The organism is Kribbella sp. NPDC056861 (assembly GCF_040687575.1).
Lineage (GTDB): Bacteria > Actinomycetota > Actinomycetes > Propionibacteriales > Kribbellaceae > Kribbella.
Map to the genome: position 1 here is coordinate 752591 of NZ_JBFBNQ010000002.1, position 17269 is coordinate 769859.

The following is a 17269-nucleotide window of genomic DNA, read 5'->3' on the forward strand; positions in this document are numbered from 1 at the left end:
ATACCCCCACTGTAGGTACGGTCGACCAGGCCGTCACCCGAATTACTGCTCAGGGGTTCTTGGCGGGGAGTTCGATCACGAAGCGGGCGCCGCCCTCGGGGCGGGCCTTGACCTGGATCGCGCCGCGGTGCCACTGGACGTGCCGGGCGACGATGGCCAGGCCGAGGCCGATCCCGCCGCGCTGGGCGTCGATGCGGCTGTCGGGCAACGTGTCGCCGCGGCCGAAGCGTTCGAAGATGCGCTCCCGGTCGGCCTCGGGGATGCCTGGACCGGCGTCGTCGACGTACACGATCACGCCGAGGCCACCGGCCTTGACCGCGACGCCCTTGCAGCCGCCGGCGTGCTGTTCGGCGTTGTGGACCAGGTTGGCGATCACCCGTTCGAGCCGCCGCTTGTCCGCCTTCATGGTCAGCTCGGCCGCGTCCGGCGCCACTTCGGTGATCTCGCGGCCGGCCGTCGCATCGGCCGCGGCCCGGACCAGATCGGCGATCCGGACGGTCTCGCGGGTGCCCTGGTCGCCGCCGTCGTCGCGGGAGATCTCCAGCAGATCGACCACCAGCCGGCGGAACCGGTCCAGATCGTCGCCGAGCAGCTCGAGCGGCTCCCGGACCGATCCCGGCAACTCGTCGCGGTGGTTCTGGATCAGCTGCATCGAGTTCATCATCGTCATCAGCGGCGTGCGCAGCTCGTGACTGATGTCGCCGGCGAACCGCGCGTCCGCGGCAACCCGTTTCTCCAGCGCCTCGGCGGTCTGGTTGAAGGAGCGGGCCAACCCACCCAGGTCCGGATCGTTCTCCGCCTGCAGCCGCGCATCGAGCCGGCCGCGGGCGACCGCCGCCGCCACCTGGGTCAGCTCGGCCAACGGCCGCAGCGCCACCGTGCTGGCCAGTCGTCCAACGGCCAGCCCCAGCAGGGCCGTGACGATCGCGGCCAGGATCAGGGTCAGCTTCAGCTTGTGCAACGTAGTGTCGAGCCGGTGCATCGGATGCAGCTCGAAGAAGACCTCGCCCGGGCTGCCCATCGCCACCCCGACCGCCAGGACCTGCTGCCCGGCCACCTCGAGCCGTCGATGCACCTCGATGCCGCTGCGCGCGGCCAGCATCATGTCCTGCGGGATGTTGGCCGGATCGACCGGCGAGGTGCCGCTGTACCAGCGCTCGTTGTACTGCAGCAGCATGGACGCGGAGTCGTTGGACGGCAGCGCGACGACCAGGTTCGACACCTCCGTGGGCGCCACCGCGACAGAGGTGGCGCACTCGATGTCGGACCGGCGGATCGGCAGGCAGTCCGGGGTCAGTCCGTAGAGGCCGTAGTGCAGGGTGGCCGCGTTGTCTGCGGTCTCCACCACGGCCGAGGAGGTCCGCTGCTGGGTGAGGTAGGTGGAGACCACCGTCCAGGTGGCCAGCGCCAGTACGCCGGACAGCCCGAGCGCGAGCAGCCCGTAGGCGAGCATCACCCGGTCGCGCAGGCCGAATCGTCCACGCAAGGTCAGCTCACCAGTCGATAGCCGAGACCGCGCGCGGTGACCAGGTGTCTCGGCGAGGCCGGGTCGCGTTCGATCTTCAGCCGCAGCCGCCGGATGTGCACGTCGACGATCCGGCTGTCACCGAAGTACCCGTAGCCCCAGACCTTCGACAGCAGGTGCTCGCGGCTGCAGACCTTGCCCTGCAGATAGGCCAGCTCGATCAGCAGCTTGAACTCGGTCCGGGTCAGCGGCAGCACGGCGCCGTCGCGGACCACCTCGGCCGCCGGTACGTCGATCGCCAGGTCGCCGACCACGAACTGCTCCAGCACCGGGGTGCCGTTCGGCTCGACCCGGCGCAGCAGGGCGCGGATCCGGGCCGACAGCTCTTTGGCCACCAGTGGTTTCGTCACATAGTCGTCGGCGCCCGCCTCCAGCCCGGCGACCACGTCGTGGCTGTCGGTCCGCGCGGTCACCATGATCACCGGCACGTCGCTGCTGCGGCGGATCTCCCGGCAGACGGTGAAGCCGTCCCGGTCCGGCAGCATGATGTCGAGCAGCACGATGTCGGGCGGCTCGCGCCGGAGCGCGGTCAGCGCGTCCAGCCCGTTGGCCGCCTCGGAGACCTCGTAGCCCTCGTCCTCCAGGGCAAGCCGCAGGACCCGCCGGATCCGCGGTTCGTCGTCGACCAACAACAAGCTGTGCGCCACGTCACCAGTGTGGCCCCCCGGAGGGCTACTCACACGGTGACGTCTGTCATGACTTCGTCATCTGGCCGTCGGGCGGAGATGACAAGACGTTGACGCTTGCGTGACCGGGCGGGCGGAGCGGGCCGGCAGTCCTAGCTTCAGCTCTATCACGTCTCGGAGGAGGACCAGATGGCCAGTTCCGGAAGAAGGCTCGCCGCGGTCGCGCTGATCGCTGTCGCCGGCCTCACGCTGGCAGCCTGCAACACCGGTCAGGAAACCCCACCCGGTGGGCTGAGCACCAATTCGGCCGGTACGCCGGTCACCGGCGGCACCTTGAACATGCTGGGCAAGGGCGATGTCGACTACATGGACCCGAACGTCAGCTACTACTCGGTCGGCTACCTGAACCTGCGGCTGTGGAGCCGGCAGCTGTTCACCTACCCGGCCGAGCCGGGTGGCAAGAACACCAGCCCGGTCGCCGACCTGGCCACCGAGATCCCGACCGCGGCCAACGGCGGGATCAGCGCCGACGGCAAGACGTACACGATCAAGATCAAGCCCGGCGCGAAGTGGAACACCAGCCCGGCCCGCCAGGTCACCGCGGCCGACCTGGTCCGGGGCGTCAAGCGGACCGCGAACCCGGTCCAGCCGTTCGGCGGCAGCCCGGACTTCGCCGCGCTGCTGGTCGGCTACCAGGCCTTCGCCGAAGGTTTCGCCAAGGTGCCGAAGACGGCCGCCGCGATCCAGGCCTACCTCGAGAAGACGCCGTTGCCCGGCGTGGTCGCCAAGGACGAGACCACGGTCGAGTTCAAGCTGACCCAGCCGGCCACGTACTTCGTCGACATGTTGACGCTGCCGGCCTTCTCCCCCGCACCGGTCGAGGTGCTCAAGTACCTCCCGGGCAGCACCGAGCTGGGCAACAACTCGCCGTCGGACGGCCCGTACAAGGTGGACTCGTGGGTGCCGACCAAGTCGATCACCTACTCCCGCAACCCGGCCTGGGACCCGGCCACCGACCCGGTCCGCAAGGCCTACGTGGACAAGGTCGTGGTGAACGAGACCGTCAGCCAGGACTCCGTCCAGCAACAGTTGCAAACCGGTACGCCGAGTGCCGACATGGAGTTCGACGTCGCTCCCCCGCCGTCGCAGCTGCCCGCGCTGCAGGCCAAGAAGGACCCCAACCTGACCATCGGCGACACCGCGGGCTCCAATCCGTACGTCATCTACAACACCGTCTCGCCGAACAACAACAAGGCGCTGGCCAACCCCAAGGTCCGCCAGGCGCTCAGCTACGCGATCAACCGGGACCACATCCTGCAGGTGCTCGGCGGCAAGACGCTCAACCCGCCGCTGACCCACGTGCTGCCGGACGTGATCGTCGGCTCGAAGCAGATCGACCCGTACCCGTACGACCCGGACAAGGCCAAGCAACTGCTCGCCGAGGCCGGCTTCCCGAACCTGACGCTGAAGTTCCTCTACCGCAACGCGGCCGAGGGCAGCAGCAAGGCCTTCCAGACGATCCAGCAGGACCTGTCCAAGGTCGGGATCACCGTCACCGGGGTGCCGTCGCCGAACGCCGACTTCTACGTGAAGTACCTGCAGGTGCCGACCGTGGCCCAGCGTGGGGTCTGGGACCTGTCGCTGGCCGGCTGGGGCGCGGACTGGTACGGCAACGCGGCGCTCTCGTTCTTCAACCCGCTGTTCTCGGGCAAGCCGTCGTTCCCGCCGGTCGGCAGCAACTTCGGCCTCTACGACGACCCGGAGACCAACACGCTGATCAAGCAGGCGATCGCGGCGCCGACCACCGACCAGGCGGCCGAGCTGTGGGCCAAGGCCGACGCCCGGGTGATGGACCAGGCCGCCTTCTACCCGCTGACCAACAACAAGCAGGCCAACTACCACGCCGAACAGGTGAAGAACGCCGTCTACGTCCCTTCGCTGCAGAACTACGACCCGACGAACGTGTGGCTGGCCAAGGGCAAGCAGGGCTGACCTGTGCCGACCACAGGAGCACTGCTGGAGGTTCGGGACCTGAAGGTCTCGTTCGACACCCCGGACGGCACCGTCCGCGCCGTCCGGGGGCTGTCCTTCGACGTCGAGCGCGGCCGGACGCTGGCCGTGGTCGGCGAGTCCGGCTCGGGCAAGAGCGTCTCCACCCAGACCATCACCGGCCTGACCCGCGGCGCGACGGTGTCCGGTACGGCGTACTTCGACGGCACCGACCTGATCACCGCCGACCCCTCGACGCTGCGCCGGTTGCGCGGCGCCGAGATCGGGATGATCTTCCAGGACCCGCTGTCCAGCCTGCACCCGCAGTACCGGATCGGGTGGCAGATCGTCGAGATGATCCAGGCGCACGACCGGCAGATCTCCAAGCAGGCGGCGCGCCGCCGGGCGGCCGATCTGCTCGGCCTGGTCGGCATCCCGCGGGCCGCGGAGCGGATCGACGACTACCCGCACCAGTTCTCCGGCGGGATGCGGCAACGGGTGATGATCGCGATGGCGATGGCGCTCGACCCGGCGCTGCTGATCGCGGACGAGCCGACCACGGCGCTGGACGTGACCGTGCAGGCGCAGGTGCTGGGGGTGATGCGCAGGCTGCAGGAGGAGTTCGGCACCGCGATCATCCTGATCACGCACGACCTCGGCGTGGTCGCGGAGATGTCCGACGAGGTGATCGTGATGTACGCCGGCGCGGTGATGGAGCGGGCGCCGCGCCGGGAGATCTTCTATCGCAACCACCACCCTTATACCCAAGGGCTGTTGGCGTCGTTGCCGGCGCAGAGCGGCAAGCGGCTGACGCCGATCCCCGGGACGCCGCCGAGCCTGATCAACCTGCCGGCCGGCTGCCCGTTCGCGAACCGGTGCTCGCACGTCTTCGACCGGTGCCGGGTCGAGGCGCCGCCGTTGGCCGACGTACAGGGTGATTCGCGGCATCAGTCGGCTTGCTGGTTGGACCACGACGTAGCGAAGGCGGTGGCCTGATGACCGAGACGTTGTTGCGGGTCGAGAACCTGCGCAAGGAGTTCCCGACCCAGAGCAAGGAGGTGGTGCGCGCGGTCGACGGGGTCTCGCTGGAGGTGCGCAAGGGCGAGACGCTAGGGCTGGTCGGCGAGACCGGCTGCGGCAAGTCGACGCTGGCCCGCTGCATCGCCCGCCTGTACGACGTGACGTCGGGCTCGGTCTGGTTCGACGGCAAGGACCTGACCGGGTTGTCGCGACGCGCGATGCGGCCGCTGCGGCGGGAGGTCCAGATGATCTTCCAGGACCCCTACGGCTCGCTGAACCCGCGCCGCCGGGTCGGCTCGATCATCGGCGATCCGTTCGCCATCCACGGCCTCTCGGCCGGCGCGGAGCGGAAGCGGAAGGTCCAGGAACTGATGGAGCTGGTCGGGCTGAATCCCGAGCACTACAACAGGTTCCCGGCCGACTTCTCCGGTGGGCAGCGGCAGCGGATCGGGGTCGCCCGGGCGCTCGCACTGCGGCCGAAGCTGGTGATCTGCGACGAGCCGGTGTCGGCGCTGGACGTCTCGATCCAGGCGCAGATCATCAACCTGCTGGCCGATCTGCAGCGCGAGTTCGAGCTCACCTACGTGTTCATCTCGCACGACCTGTCCGTGGTCCGGCACGTGAGCGACCGGATCGCGGTGATGTACCTGGGCAAGATCATCGAGGTCGCGCCCACCGACGACCTGTTCGAGCAGACCAGGCATCCGTACACCAGGGCACTGCTGTCCGCCCTCCCGGTGGCGGATCCGGACACCGCTGACAGCCGGGAGCAGATCATCCTGCTGGGTGAGATCCCCTCGGCCACGAACCCGCCGGAGGGGTGCAGGTTCCACACCCGGTGTCCGAAGGCCCGGGCGCAGTGCGGTGTCGCCGAGCCGGGCCTGGAGCCCGTGCTCGGCGACACCCCGGCGCACCGGACCGCGTGCTTCTTCCCGTTGGCGGTCGGCGAGGACCTGTCGGCCGCAGTACCGGAACTGAAGGCGTCATGACCGCGGCGCTGGAGGTGAGCGTGGCGCCGGCGGCTGCGATCGAGGGGCGCAGTCCGCTGGCGCTCGCCATCGCGCGGCTGCGCCGGGACCGGGTGGCGATGATCTCGCTCGGCGTGATCGTGCTGATCGTGCTGATGGCGGTCTTCGCGCCGGTCTTCGCCGCGGTCACCGGGCATCCGCCGAACGAGCAGTACCGCGATCTCGGGCTGACGCCGGACGGGCTGCCGAAGGGGCCGAACGGGACGTTCTGGCTGGGCACCGACGACCTCGGCCGCGACATCCTGGTCCGGATCGCCTACGGGGCCAGGGTTTCGCTGCTGGTCGGGGTGGCCGCGACCGCGATCACGGTGGCGATCGGCGTGGTGCTCGGCCTGGCGGCCGGTTTCCTCGGCGGCATCGTCGACACCGTCCTGGCCCGGCTGATCGACGTGGTGCTGTCGGTGCCGTTCCTGCTGGTCGCGATCGCGCTGGTGTCGGTGACCGGTCCCAGTCTGACCGTGACGGTGTGCGTGATCGGCTTCTTCAGCTGGGCCTCGGTGGCGCGGATCGTGCGTGGGCAGGTGCTGTCGCTGCGCGAGCGCGAGTTCGTCGAGGCGGCCCGGTCGCTGGGGGCCGGGGACCGGCGGATCATGTTCGTCGACGTCCTGCCGAACGTGATCGCGCCGGTGATCGTCTACACCACGTTGCTGATCCCGGTGGTGATCGTCACCCAGGCGACACTGTCGTTCCTCGGTCTCGGACTGCCGCCGCCGACCGCCGACTGGGGCGGGATGATCAGCGCCTCGCAGAACTACTACACCACCGCCTGGTGGTTCATCTTCTTCCCCGGGATCGCGCTGCTCGTCACCACCCTCGCCTTCAACCTGTTCGGCGACGGGGTCCGGGACGCGTTCGATCCGCGGGCCGACCGGCTGCGCTGAAGGGTGGTCTGCGATGACTCTGTTCCTGCTCCGCCGGATCGGGCACGGCATCCTGGTGCTCTGGCTGATCTCACTGGCCGTCTTCGGCCTGTTCTTCGTTGCCCCTAGCAACGTCGCGCAGACGCTGGCCGGCCGGCAGGCGACGCCCGAGACGATCGCCGCGATCAAGAGCCGGCTCGGTCTCGACCTGCCGGTCTGGAAGCAGTACCTGAACTTCGTCGAGAACGCCCTGCACGGGAACCTCGGCTTCGACTACTACCACCAGGTCGCGGTGACGACGATCATCGGTCAGGCGCTGCCGGTCACCATCTCGCTCGCCCTCGGCGCGTCCGTGCTGTGGTTGCTGCTCGGGGTCTTCAACGGTGTGATCTCCGCGGTTCATCCCCGCTCGCTGGCCGACCGCGGCCTGACCCTGTTCTCCTTGTTCTTCTACTCGTTCCCGTCGTTCCTGCTCGGCTTGCTGTTGCTGTACTTCCTGTACTTCCAGCTCACTCTCGCGGGCTTCAAGTGGTTCCCGGCCGGCGGCTACAGCGGCATCACCCAGGGCCTGGGGGCTTGGGTGCAGCACCTGGTCCTGCCGTGGATCGCGCTCGCGTTGCTGCTCGCGGCGACGTACACGCGACTCACCCGCGGCGCGATGCTCGATGTGCTGGGCGAGGACTACATCCGTACCGCGCGGTCGAAAGGCATCCGCGAACGCCGGGTGATCGTGCGGCACGGCCTGCGCAGCGCGATGACCCCGGTCGTCACCCAGTTCGGCATCGACCTCGGCCAGCTGATCGGCGGGGTGGTGGTGATCGAGACGGTCTTCAGCCTGCCCGGTCTCGGCCAGACCGCCGTGGTGGCGATCAACCAGCAGGACCTCCCGGTGATCATCGGGATCGTGTTGTTCGCCTCCGCCGCGGTGGTGATCGCGAACATCCTGGTCGACATCGCGTACGCCGTACTGGATCCGCGCGTGAGGCTCCACTAATGGCGGTGCCTGGCGGGCGACTCCCCGGTGACGCGCTTGAACGCGTTGCTGAAGGCACTCTCGGAGCCGTAGCCGAACTCGGTGGCGACCGAGTGGACGGTGCGATCGGTGGACCGCAGCGCCCGGCCGGCCGCCTGGATCCGCCAGCGGGCCAGGTAGTCGAGCGGCGACATCCCGACCAGCGTCTTGAACCGGAGCGCGAAGGTACTCCGGGACAGCCCGACCTTCGCCGCCAGCTCGGCGACCGTCCACCGCCGGGCGGGATCGCGGTGCAGGAGCTCCAGGGCTGGGCCGATACTCGGGTCGCCGAGCGCGCCGAGCCAGCCGGACGGACGGTTGTCGGAGGCAATCATCGCGCGGAGCGCGTGGACGAAGAGCACCTTGGTCAGCTGGTCGCGCACGGAGGCAGCACCGGGTTCGGCGTGCGCGAACTCCTCGCCGAGAAGCTCAAGCAGTGGGCGGAGCGCGGCAGCCGGCTTGCTGTCGGCGGCGATCCGGACGGTGGTGGGCAGATGATCCAGCAGCAGCGCGGCGGTGGTCCGGTCGAAGTTGACGGCGCCACCCACGATGATCGTCTGATCGGGCGCGCCGGCGGTGGTCTGGTAGTAGACGGTTTCGGGGTAGCCACCGGCCTCGAAGACGGCGTGCCCATCGACCGGCAGGACGTCGAGGCTGGAGGCAGCCCCGAAGGCCCGGGCGCTGGCCACCAGGTAGCAGTCACCTGTTGCCAGCAGCAACGGCTCGCTGCCGGCCGCGGTGATCCAGCAACTACCGGCCAGGACGGCGCCGACCTTGATGTCGGCGTACCCGTCGAACTGCAGTGCCCAGTCGCCGGCGGCCTCGAGCCGGGAGGGGAGAGCCGCCTCGACGTTGAGCAGGGCAAGCATCTCCGACAGCGGATCCATCCCGGCGACTCCTCCCAGACGATCGATCAAGTACTCCGGACGCCTACTCATGGAGTATCCACTGCGGTCCTCCTAGCGTGGTGAGTAGGGCGGTCGTGCTTCAGCTCCGGTGTCCAGGTGCGTGCATCGCGGTGCTGGAGGAGCGTCCTCGATGCGGAGCATCGTGGACGCTTCGCCAGTGCCGCGAGGTGCGTGCCTGGGCGCCGGAGATGTGCACGAACGCCCTACTCACCACGCTCGCGTGGTGAAGAGACCACGAAAAGGAGAATCATGAAGTTCGCTCAGCTCGGTGCGACCGGTTTGTACGTGTCCCGGATCGCGCTGGGCGCCATGTCCTTCGGCGGGGCCGGCACCCCGCCCTGGAACCACGTCGGCGGGCTCGACGACGTCGCCGCGGGGACGCTCGTCAACACCGCGCTCGACCACGGCGTCAACCTGATCGACACCGCCAACGTGTACGCCGACGGCGAGTCGGAGGAGATCCTCGGCCGGGTGATCAAGTCCCGGCGGGACGAGGTGGTGCTGGCCACCAAGCTGTCCGCCCGGATGGGACCGGGCCCGAACGACGCCGGCCTGTCGCGGTACCACGTGACGAACGCGCTCGACGAGAGTCTGCGCCGGCTCGGCACCGATCACGTCGATCTCTACCAGATCCACAACTTCGACCCGGTCACGCCGATCGAGGAGACGCTGCGGGCGCTCGACGACGCAGTACGGGCTGGCAAGGTCAGGTACCTCGGGGCGTCCAACCTGGCCGCGTGGCAGCTGGCCCGGGCGCTGGGCAAGTCGGATCAGCTCGGGTTGTCGCGGTTCGTCGCGTCGCAGTCCTACTACTCGCTGGCCGGGCGTGACATCGAGGCCGAGCTCGTCCCGTTGCTGACCGAGGAGAAGGTCGGGCTGCTGGTCTGGAGCCCGCTGGCCGGTGGTTTCCTGTCCGGCAAGTTCGACCGGACCGGGGTCTCGGATGCCGATGCGCGGCACACCAGGACCCAGTTCCCACCGGTCGATGCCGAGTCGGCCTACGCCATCATCGACGTACTGCGGAAGGTCGCGGAGCGGCACGAGGCGACGGTCGCCCAGACCGCGCTCGCCTGGGTGCTCGCCCAGCCCGCCGTGACCAGCGTGATCGCCGGCGTCAAGCGCCTCGACCAGCTGACCGGCAACCTGGCCGCTGTCGACCTCGACCTGAGCACCGAGGATCTTGCCGAGCTGGACGAGGTCAGCCGGACTCCGCTGCGCTACCCGGGCTGGATCCAGGCCGACCAGAGCTGGCGGCATCCGGCTGCCTGATATGGGTGTCCGACTGGCTCGATATAGGCAGTTGTTGCCGATGAGCGGGGCGGTGATCCGCCGTACAAAAGAATCGCCGGGTTCTGTCTGGAGCCCGGATCGATTCTTTCCCAGGGGGACAACGAATGACGCTCACATCAGAGCAGGTGGCCGAGCTGCGCGGACTCGTCGACGGCCGGGTGATCGGCGCGGAAGACGCGGAGTGGGATGCCGAGCGCGGTGCGTGGCATCTGATCCTCGATCAGCGGCCGGCCGCGGTCGTGCAGGTCGCCGGAGCGGAGGACATTGCCGCCACGATCCAATTCGCGCGGCAGCACGGGCTTGCGGTCGCAGCTCAGCCGGGTGGACACGGTGCGACCTCGGCGATCAACGGGACCATCCTGCTGCGGGCCGGCGCGCTGACCTCGATCGACGTCGACCTCGCGGACGGCGTGGTCCGGGTCGGGGCAGGGGTCCGCTGGCGGGACCTGAACGCGGCACTGACCGGGACCGGGCTGACCAGTCTGCCGGGGAGCAACGGCGACACGACAGTCGTCGGATATGCGCTGGGTGGCGGGCTGGGCTGGTTCGGCCGGAAGTACGGGCAAGCCGCCAACACGGTCCGCGCGTTCGAGTTGATCAACGCGGCGGGCGATCGGCAGCGGGTCACGCGTGAGTCCGATCCGGAGCTGTTCTGGGCGCTGCGGGGTGGCGGTGGCGAGTTCGGCATCGTCGTCGCGGCGGAGCTCGAGTTGCAGTTCGCGCCGCAGCTCTACGGCGGGCGGATGGTGTGGCCGGTCGAGCACGTTCGCGACGTACTGCGTGCTTTCACCGAGATCACCGCGAACGCGCCCGACGAGCTGACCCTGTGGGCCTGGTTGATGAACCTGCCCGATCTGCCGTTCATCCCCGAGCCGCTGCGGGGCAAATGGGTGACGGCTGTCGACACGGTCTACCTCGGCGACGCGGACCAGGCGGAGAAGCTGATCGCCCCGCTGCGCGCGGTCGCCGAGCCGATGGACGACGGGCTGGCGAGCCTCTCGCTCAATGCCGTGACGACGCTCGCGCAGGAGCCGGAGGAGCCGACACCCGGGTTGTTGAAGGCCGTTCTGCTCAACTCCTTCGACGAGGAAGCTCTGGCGGCGCTGCTCGAGGTCGCCGCTCCGGGCAGCCAGTCGCCGTTGTTCGTGTTCGAGATTCGGCACCTCGGCGGTGCCTTCGCTCGCGCGGACGAGGCGCAGGGTGCGGCGGGATCCATCGACGATCCCTACCTGTTGCTCTTCGGTGGCATCGTGCCGGTGCCTGAACTCGCCGCGCCGGTCGCGGCCGCGATCGAGACGGTCCAGGCGCAGCTGGCGCCGTGGATCTCGGAGCGGATGGTGCTGAACTTCTCCGGCGAGGAACCGCTGAGCGAGATCTTCGCGCCTGCGGTGCGGGAGCGGCTGCGCGCGGTCAAGCAGCGCGTCGACCCGCAGGCGGTCATCCGGGGCAATCACCCGATCAGCTGACCTGGACCCCGAAGCCGACCAGGAGGTCGCGCGCCGGACCCGCGGCTCAGGCAGGCTGACGACGGGGTACGGCGGTCAGATCCAGGGTCTTGCCGATCCGCGCGGCCTCGCGGCGGCTGCGGGCGTCCAGCCGGGACAGGATCGCGGAGACGTGGTGGTCCACCGTGCGAACGGAGACCACCAACTTCTCCGCGATCTCCGCGTTGGTACAGCCCTCGACCAGATGAACCAGCACATCCAGCTGTCGATCGGTCAGCCCAGCAGGGTTGCTCCGCGAGCTGGCGTGGGCCCCGCGAGGAATCCTGGCAACACCGAGCTCCGTGAGCCGCCGACGGATCCGAGAGGCCGCCGGCGCCGCACCGAGATTCAGCAAGATCTGCAGCGCCTCCAGCATCGGCTCGCGCTGGTCCGTCGTGGCCAGCCCCAACGCCCGCTCGTACGGCGTCTCCTCCCAGCCGTCGGCGGCACCGAACCCACCGGCCAGCGCGAGGTACCGCCCAAGCTCCCGGTACGCCGGGGTCTCAAGCACCGGCACCCCGACGCCCGCCTTATCGAACTCCGCACCGACCGCCCGAGCGAGATCCGGCCGCCCGTTGAGCCAGGCCCACTCGACGTACGCGGTCGCGGCGTACCCGAGACCGAGCACGGACTGCTGCCTGCGAGCCAACTCCCATGCGTCAGCCAGCAACTGCTCCGCGGCCGAGTCACCCAGTCGCGCGAGCACCCGGCCGAGGCTGGAGGTGCTGAGGACCGTCAGCATGCCTGCTTCGTCGACCGTGTCGATCAGCTCCCGCAGGTGCTTAGCCGCCTGGCTCAGCTCCCCGCGACGCATCATCAGCAACGCTCGATGCGTCTCCAGGTTGTAGATGTGCGAGCCGAAACCCCGCTCCCGGGTGAACTCCAACCCGGCTGCGATCGTCTCCTCCAGCTCGTCCCATCGCCCTGCGCGGTAGAGCATCTCGACCAGATTCGTGTAGCCGCGCGCCACCGCCTCGTAGTCCCCGGTCGCCAGCGCAGTACCGACACTGTCCCGGAGACTCTGCAGCCCGCCCGGCTGGTCCAGGTCACACCGAGCCAACCCCAGGTAGTTGAGACAGAGTGCCACCAGATCGGTCTTCCCCGCCCGCTCCGCCAGCCGACGGGCTTCCTCCAACGCCGGTAGCGCAGCGCCGGGCGAACCGGTCAGGACCAGCATCATCGCGTGACAGCCGACCGCCGCCGGCCACACCTCATCGTTGCCCTGCGCAACTTCCAGCGCACGGCCGACCGCCTTGAGCGCGGCGCCGGTCTCCCCCGCGAGATAGCAGTGCCGGCTCAACTGAAGCAACGCCTCGGCCAACGGACCCTGATCGGCCAGCTCCTCGAACAGGACGACCGCCGCGCGGCAACGCTCGACGGCCTCAGGGAAGCGATGCGCGATGTGCAGCTCCCACGCGTAGCCGGCCAGCACCTTCGCGCGATCGCCCGCCGGCAGTTGGTCGGCGTACGGGATGACTGCCTCGTAGTGGGTCAGCGCCTGCCGGTGCGAGCCTGCCTTGGTCGCTCGGGCGGCGGCCCGCGGCGCGTACTTCGCGAGGGTTGCCACCTCTCCGGCCTTGACCGCGTGATGGACCAGCGCCGACAGCTCGCGATCCACATCGCAGCCGAGGAGCAGCCGGACGATCGCCGCGTTCAGCGCCCGCCGCCTGATCGCCGGCAACGACTGCTCGATCGCCTGCCGCGCCAGCTCGTGCCGGAAACGCACCCCGGAGTCGTCGGTCTCCAGTACTCCGCGCTGCTCAGCGCGAGTGACCGCGTCGAGCCGGTCGCCCAGCAACGGCCCGATCTGGTGCAGCCCGACCGGCGTCGGGATCACCGACAGCTGCTCGACCACGCTCACGGACTCCGGATCCAGCGTGTGCAACCGGGCCAGAGTCGCATCCACGACAGTCGCCGGTACTGCGTCCGCCGGCCCGGCAAGCGCCTCGGTCAGATAGAACGGGTTGCCGCCGGTCAGCCGGAACAGGTCGCCGCCGTCGCGACCCGAGTCGCGCGCGATCGCGTTGACCGCGTCCACGGACAGCGGTTCGAGTGCGATTCGGCGTACCGGGACGTCGGTCAGGGCGCCTAGCAGCGCACGCAGCGGGTGTCGTGGGTCGATCTCGTTGGCGCGATAGGTCAGCACCAGCACGGCGTTGACGCGCTGCAACCGGCGAGCGAGGTAGCGGAGCAGGTCAAGCGTCGAGTCGTCGGCCCAGTGCACGTCCTCGATCAACAGGACGGTCGGCTCCGGCGTACCGAGCTCCGCGACGATCGCCTCGTACAGGAGGTCGCTGTCGTCCTGCGCCAGTGCATGCTCCAGCGGCCCGCCGGTTCCCCTCGCGGCATCCCGCAACGGCTGCAGGGGTGGCGGCGCCAGCATGTCGTCACACGCGCCACGGAGTACGCGGATCTCTCGCCCGATCCGCCCGAGCACCTGGCACACCACGCTCGTCTTCCCGATCCCGGCTTCCCCTGTCACCAGGACGAGCGATCCCGTCCCCGCTCGCATCTCCTCCACGGCGCCAAGCAGCTCATTGACTGCCTGATCTCGCTCCCACAGCCGCCCCCGACCGTTGCGCACGTCCAGACCTCCCCCTCGCCAGACATCTCCACTCCAACCGTCCCGCGCGCCGCTGTGGGAAGTGCTGTTGGTTGATCAGGGCAGCAGCAGAGCGGTGGTCTGAGGTGAGGGGGTGGTCTGCAGTTCGTCGGCCAGGAGTTTGTACTCGCGAGCTGCCTGGGCGCGGTTGCCCTGGGCGAGGTGGAGCTTGATCAGGGCTTGGTAGGCGGTTTCGAGGAGGGGGTCGTGGGTGATGGCTCGTTCGTAGCAAGCGATGGCTTCTTCGGCGCGGCCCGCTTTCATGTGGGATTCGGCGAGCGTGAACAGTGCCTGCTCGAAGCGCTGACGGAGCGCTTGGCGGCGGGTCTCGAGCCAGAGTGCGCCGCCGAGGTCGGGGAGGTAATCGCCTTGGTAGAGGTCGATCGCCTGCTCGGGGTCGGCTTCGAAGGTCGCCACGTCGTAGCTGTGGTCGAGTGACTGGTTGAACTCGTAGCGGCCGCGGCGAAACGTGATCCAGTCGGACCGGCCGAGGGTCCTGCGAAGCTGGTGCAGGCAACTGTGGAAGCTGTTGCGGAGTGAGCCGGCCGTGGCTTCCGGCCAGAGTTCGGCGCCGATCTGATCCTTGCGGACCGGTCCCGAGCCGAGCAGGTAGAAGAAAAGCTCCCGGGGCTTGGCATAACCCCAATCGGCAGCGTCCAGCACAGTCTCGTTCCGGCGTACTTCGGAATTGCCGAGCGCAACGATCCGCAACGGCTCCACCCGCGACTCGACAATCGTCAGCGGCGCCACGGCCGGACGAGCGGTCGGCTCCTCGCCGAGCAGCTTCTCCAGACTGAGGATCTCGCCCTCCGCCCAGAACCCCCGGTACTCCGCCGCCGGCAACGCCTCCTGCGCGGCAGCAACCACCGCCGACACATCAGCCCGCTCAACAGCCGGCACCGGTACCCCGAGCCGCTCCCTAATCAACGCCGCATGCCCCACCAACCGCACCGCCCGCGCCCAGTCGCCCGAGCGCACCACCGCGTCGCCGCCTGCCTCCGCTCGCGCAACAGCAACCGCAGCAAGCCCCTCCAACGCTGTCGCCACCCGCCAGCGATTCCCCGCATCGTGGTGCAACCGCAGGCTTTCACTCAGCAGCGCGTCAGCATCATCAAGCAGCCCATCCCGCCGCGCTTCCTGTCCCAGCAACTGCAGCGACCAGGCGAGTGTGGTCAGCTGATGATTCGCCTCGCTCCGCTCCCGCGCCTCCGTCAGCAACGCCCGCGCGACCAGCCGCTCACCCCGATAATGCGCGACCCCACCCAGCAACACCGTCGCCCAGCCGAGCCCCTCGCTGTCACCATCACTCTCGTACCGCGCCCGCGCCTGCCGGATCACCTCCTCCGCATGATCGAGCTCCCCTGCCAGCAACTCCCGCATCCCCAAGTAATCAAGGGCTCTCGAGTACTTCGCCTCGTTGCCGGCCGCACGCCAAAGCTCCACGCACCGCTCGCCGAGCCGCCGCGCTTCGGCGTACTCACCACGGCGCATCGCCACCCCGCCCAGCCAGTGCAGCTCCATCGCCTCGACGGACGGCTCACCCGCCTCCCGGTACGCCGCAATGCCGGCGCGCACCCGCTCCTCGGCCTGAGCCGCATCGCCTTGCAAGTGCGCCAATGACCCGGCGGCCAGCAGCATCTCCGCCCGCAACCTGACCGGCAGCACAGCAGGAAGCCGGACGATCTCCTCCAGCCACTCGCGCACTTCGCCGTACCGGCCGAGTAGGTAGCTCGCCCACCAGACCCCCACCACGAGCCTCGCGGCCTGTTCGATCTCGCCGTGTCCGACAAACCACCGGTACGCCGCCCGGATGTTCTGCCGCTCGAGCCCGAGCAGGTCGAGCCACTCCTGCTGCTCCTCGCCTTCCAGCTTGCCCGCCGCCTGCTCGACCACCCCCAGCGCGTACTGCGCCTGCCGCCGCGCCGGCCCCGCGTCGCCGCCGAGCCGTGCCGCCGCGTACTGACGAACGATCTCCAGCAACCGGTACCGCACCTCGTCGCCTTGCTGCACCACGAGCAGCGAGCGATTCACCAACCTGGACAGCGAATGCAGCACATCCGCCTCACCCAGCTCGGCCACCGCCTCCACCGCATCGACGGTGAACCCACCCGGAAACACGGCAAGCTGCGCCAGCAGAGCCTGCTCCGGCTCGGCCAGCAACTCCCAGCTCCAGTCGAGCGCCCCGCGCAACGTCCGATGCCGAGGCATCGCCTCGCGGTCGCCGCCAGTCAGCACGCTCAAGCTGTCGTCCAGCCGAGCCGCGATCTGCGCGGGCGACAGCGCCGGAACCCAGGCCGCCGCCAACTCGATCGCGAGCGGCACGCCGTCCAGCCGCTGACAGATCAGCGCGATGTCAGCCGCATTCGCCGCAGTCCGCTCAAACCCGTACGACGCCGCGCGAGCGCGCTCTACGAAGAGCGTCTCGGCCTCGACCCCCAGCGGCGGCACGGCGAAGACGATCTCCCCCGGATTACCGAGCGGCACCTGACTGGTCGCCAGCACACTGAGCTCCGGACAGCTTCGAAGCAACCGCCGGATCAGCCGCGCGACCGGGTCGAGCAGGTGCTCGCAGTTGTCCATCACCACGAGGAACGACTGCCCAACCAGCTTGCCGACCAGCTCCTCCTCGGTCGCCCCCGGCAGATCCAGCGCATCGGCGACCACGGAGAGCAGCCCAGCCGAGTCGCCACCGGCGGCCAGGTCAGCCAGCCCCACCCACCGGACCCGCCCGCCGTACGCCGGACGCAGCCGATCCGCCAGCGTCAACGCCAGCCTGGTCTTGCCTCCGCCTCCCGGCCCGGTCAACGTCACCAGCCGGTGGCTGCCGGCCAGTTCCGCGAGCTCGGTCAGCTCGGTCTCCCGGCCCACGAAGCTGGACAACCGGACGGGGAGCTGCCCCTGCGCCATGGTGCCCAGCCTAAATGA

Annotated in this window: 12 protein-coding genes; 7 read left to right on the plus strand and 5 right to left on the minus strand. The window is 69.3% G+C overall.

Annotated features, from left to right (window positions below; genetic code table 11):
* Positions 1-49: 49 nt before the first annotated feature.
* Positions 50-1486, minus strand: a complete 1437-nt coding sequence (locus AB0P21_RS10620; RefSeq protein ID WP_363695500.1) for a HAMP domain-containing sensor histidine kinase — start codon at positions 1484-1486, stop codon at positions 50-52.
* 2 nt (positions 1487-1488) lie between these two features.
* A complete protein-coding gene (locus tag AB0P21_RS10625; protein ID WP_363695502.1) occupies positions 1489-2172 on the minus strand; it encodes a response regulator transcription factor in 684 nt (227 codons plus the stop codon).
* 168 nt (positions 2173-2340) lie between these two features.
* Between AB0P21_RS10625 and AB0P21_RS10630 the strand changes: the two genes are divergently transcribed.
* From AB0P21_RS10630 to AB0P21_RS10650, 5 genes are read left to right on the plus strand one after another with little or no spacing between them, the layout of a single operon-like run.
* Positions 2341-4143, plus strand: coding sequence for an ABC transporter substrate-binding protein (locus tag AB0P21_RS10630; protein ID WP_363695504.1), 1803 nt, complete (start codon positions 2341-2343; stop codon positions 4141-4143).
* 3 nt (positions 4144-4146) lie between these two features.
* Positions 4147-5136 (plus strand): ABC transporter ATP-binding protein, encoded by a 990-nt coding sequence (locus AB0P21_RS10635; protein WP_363695505.1) that lies wholly within the window; start codon positions 4147-4149, stop codon positions 5134-5136.
* Positions 5136-6149 carry an oligopeptide/dipeptide ABC transporter ATP-binding protein gene (locus AB0P21_RS10640; RefSeq protein ID WP_363695507.1) on the plus strand — a complete coding sequence of 338 codons (1014 nt, stop codon included), beginning with the start codon at positions 5136-5138 and terminating at the stop codon, positions 6147-6149. Before AB0P21_RS10635 ends, AB0P21_RS10640 begins: the two co-directional genes overlap by 1 nt.
* On the plus strand, positions 6146-7069 hold the full coding sequence (locus AB0P21_RS10645; protein WP_363695508.1) for an ABC transporter permease: 924 nt from the start codon (positions 6146-6148) through the stop codon (positions 7067-7069). Before AB0P21_RS10640 ends, AB0P21_RS10645 begins: the two co-directional genes overlap by 4 nt.
* A gap of 13 nt (positions 7070-7082) precedes the next feature.
* Entirely contained in the window at positions 7083-8042 is a 960-nt protein-coding gene (locus AB0P21_RS10650) for an ABC transporter permease (protein ID WP_363695510.1), read from the plus strand.
* Here AB0P21_RS10650 and AB0P21_RS10655 read toward each other — a convergent pair.
* Positions 8039-8998, minus strand: a complete 960-nt coding sequence (locus AB0P21_RS10655; protein ID WP_363695511.1) for an AraC family transcriptional regulator — start codon at positions 8996-8998, stop codon at positions 8039-8041. The two genes, AB0P21_RS10650 and AB0P21_RS10655, sit on opposite strands and share 4 nt — an antisense overlap.
* Positions 8999-9217: 219 nt before the next feature.
* Between AB0P21_RS10655 and AB0P21_RS10660 the strand changes: the two genes are divergently transcribed.
* Together AB0P21_RS10660 and AB0P21_RS10665 are read left to right on the plus strand one after the other, a co-directional pair.
* Positions 9218-10237 (plus strand): aldo/keto reductase, encoded by a 1020-nt coding sequence (locus tag AB0P21_RS10660; protein WP_363695512.1) that lies wholly within the window; start codon positions 9218-9220, stop codon positions 10235-10237.
* A 125-nt stretch (positions 10238-10362) separates the two neighbouring features.
* On the plus strand, positions 10363-11724 hold the full coding sequence (locus tag AB0P21_RS10665; protein WP_363695513.1) for an FAD-binding oxidoreductase: 1362 nt from the start codon (positions 10363-10365) through the stop codon (positions 11722-11724).
* Between the two features lie 46 nt (positions 11725-11770).
* On the opposite strand, the gene AB0P21_RS10670 is transcribed toward AB0P21_RS10665, so the two are convergent.
* On the minus strand, positions 11771-14326 hold the full coding sequence (locus tag AB0P21_RS10670) for an AAA family ATPase (protein WP_363695514.1): 2556 nt from the start codon (positions 14324-14326) through the stop codon (positions 11771-11773).
* A gap of 75 nt (positions 14327-14401) precedes the next feature.
* A complete protein-coding gene (locus tag AB0P21_RS10675) occupies positions 14402-17251 on the minus strand; it encodes a BTAD domain-containing putative transcriptional regulator (RefSeq protein ID WP_363695515.1) in 2850 nt (949 codons plus the stop codon).
* Positions 17252-17269 lie beyond the last annotated feature (18 nt).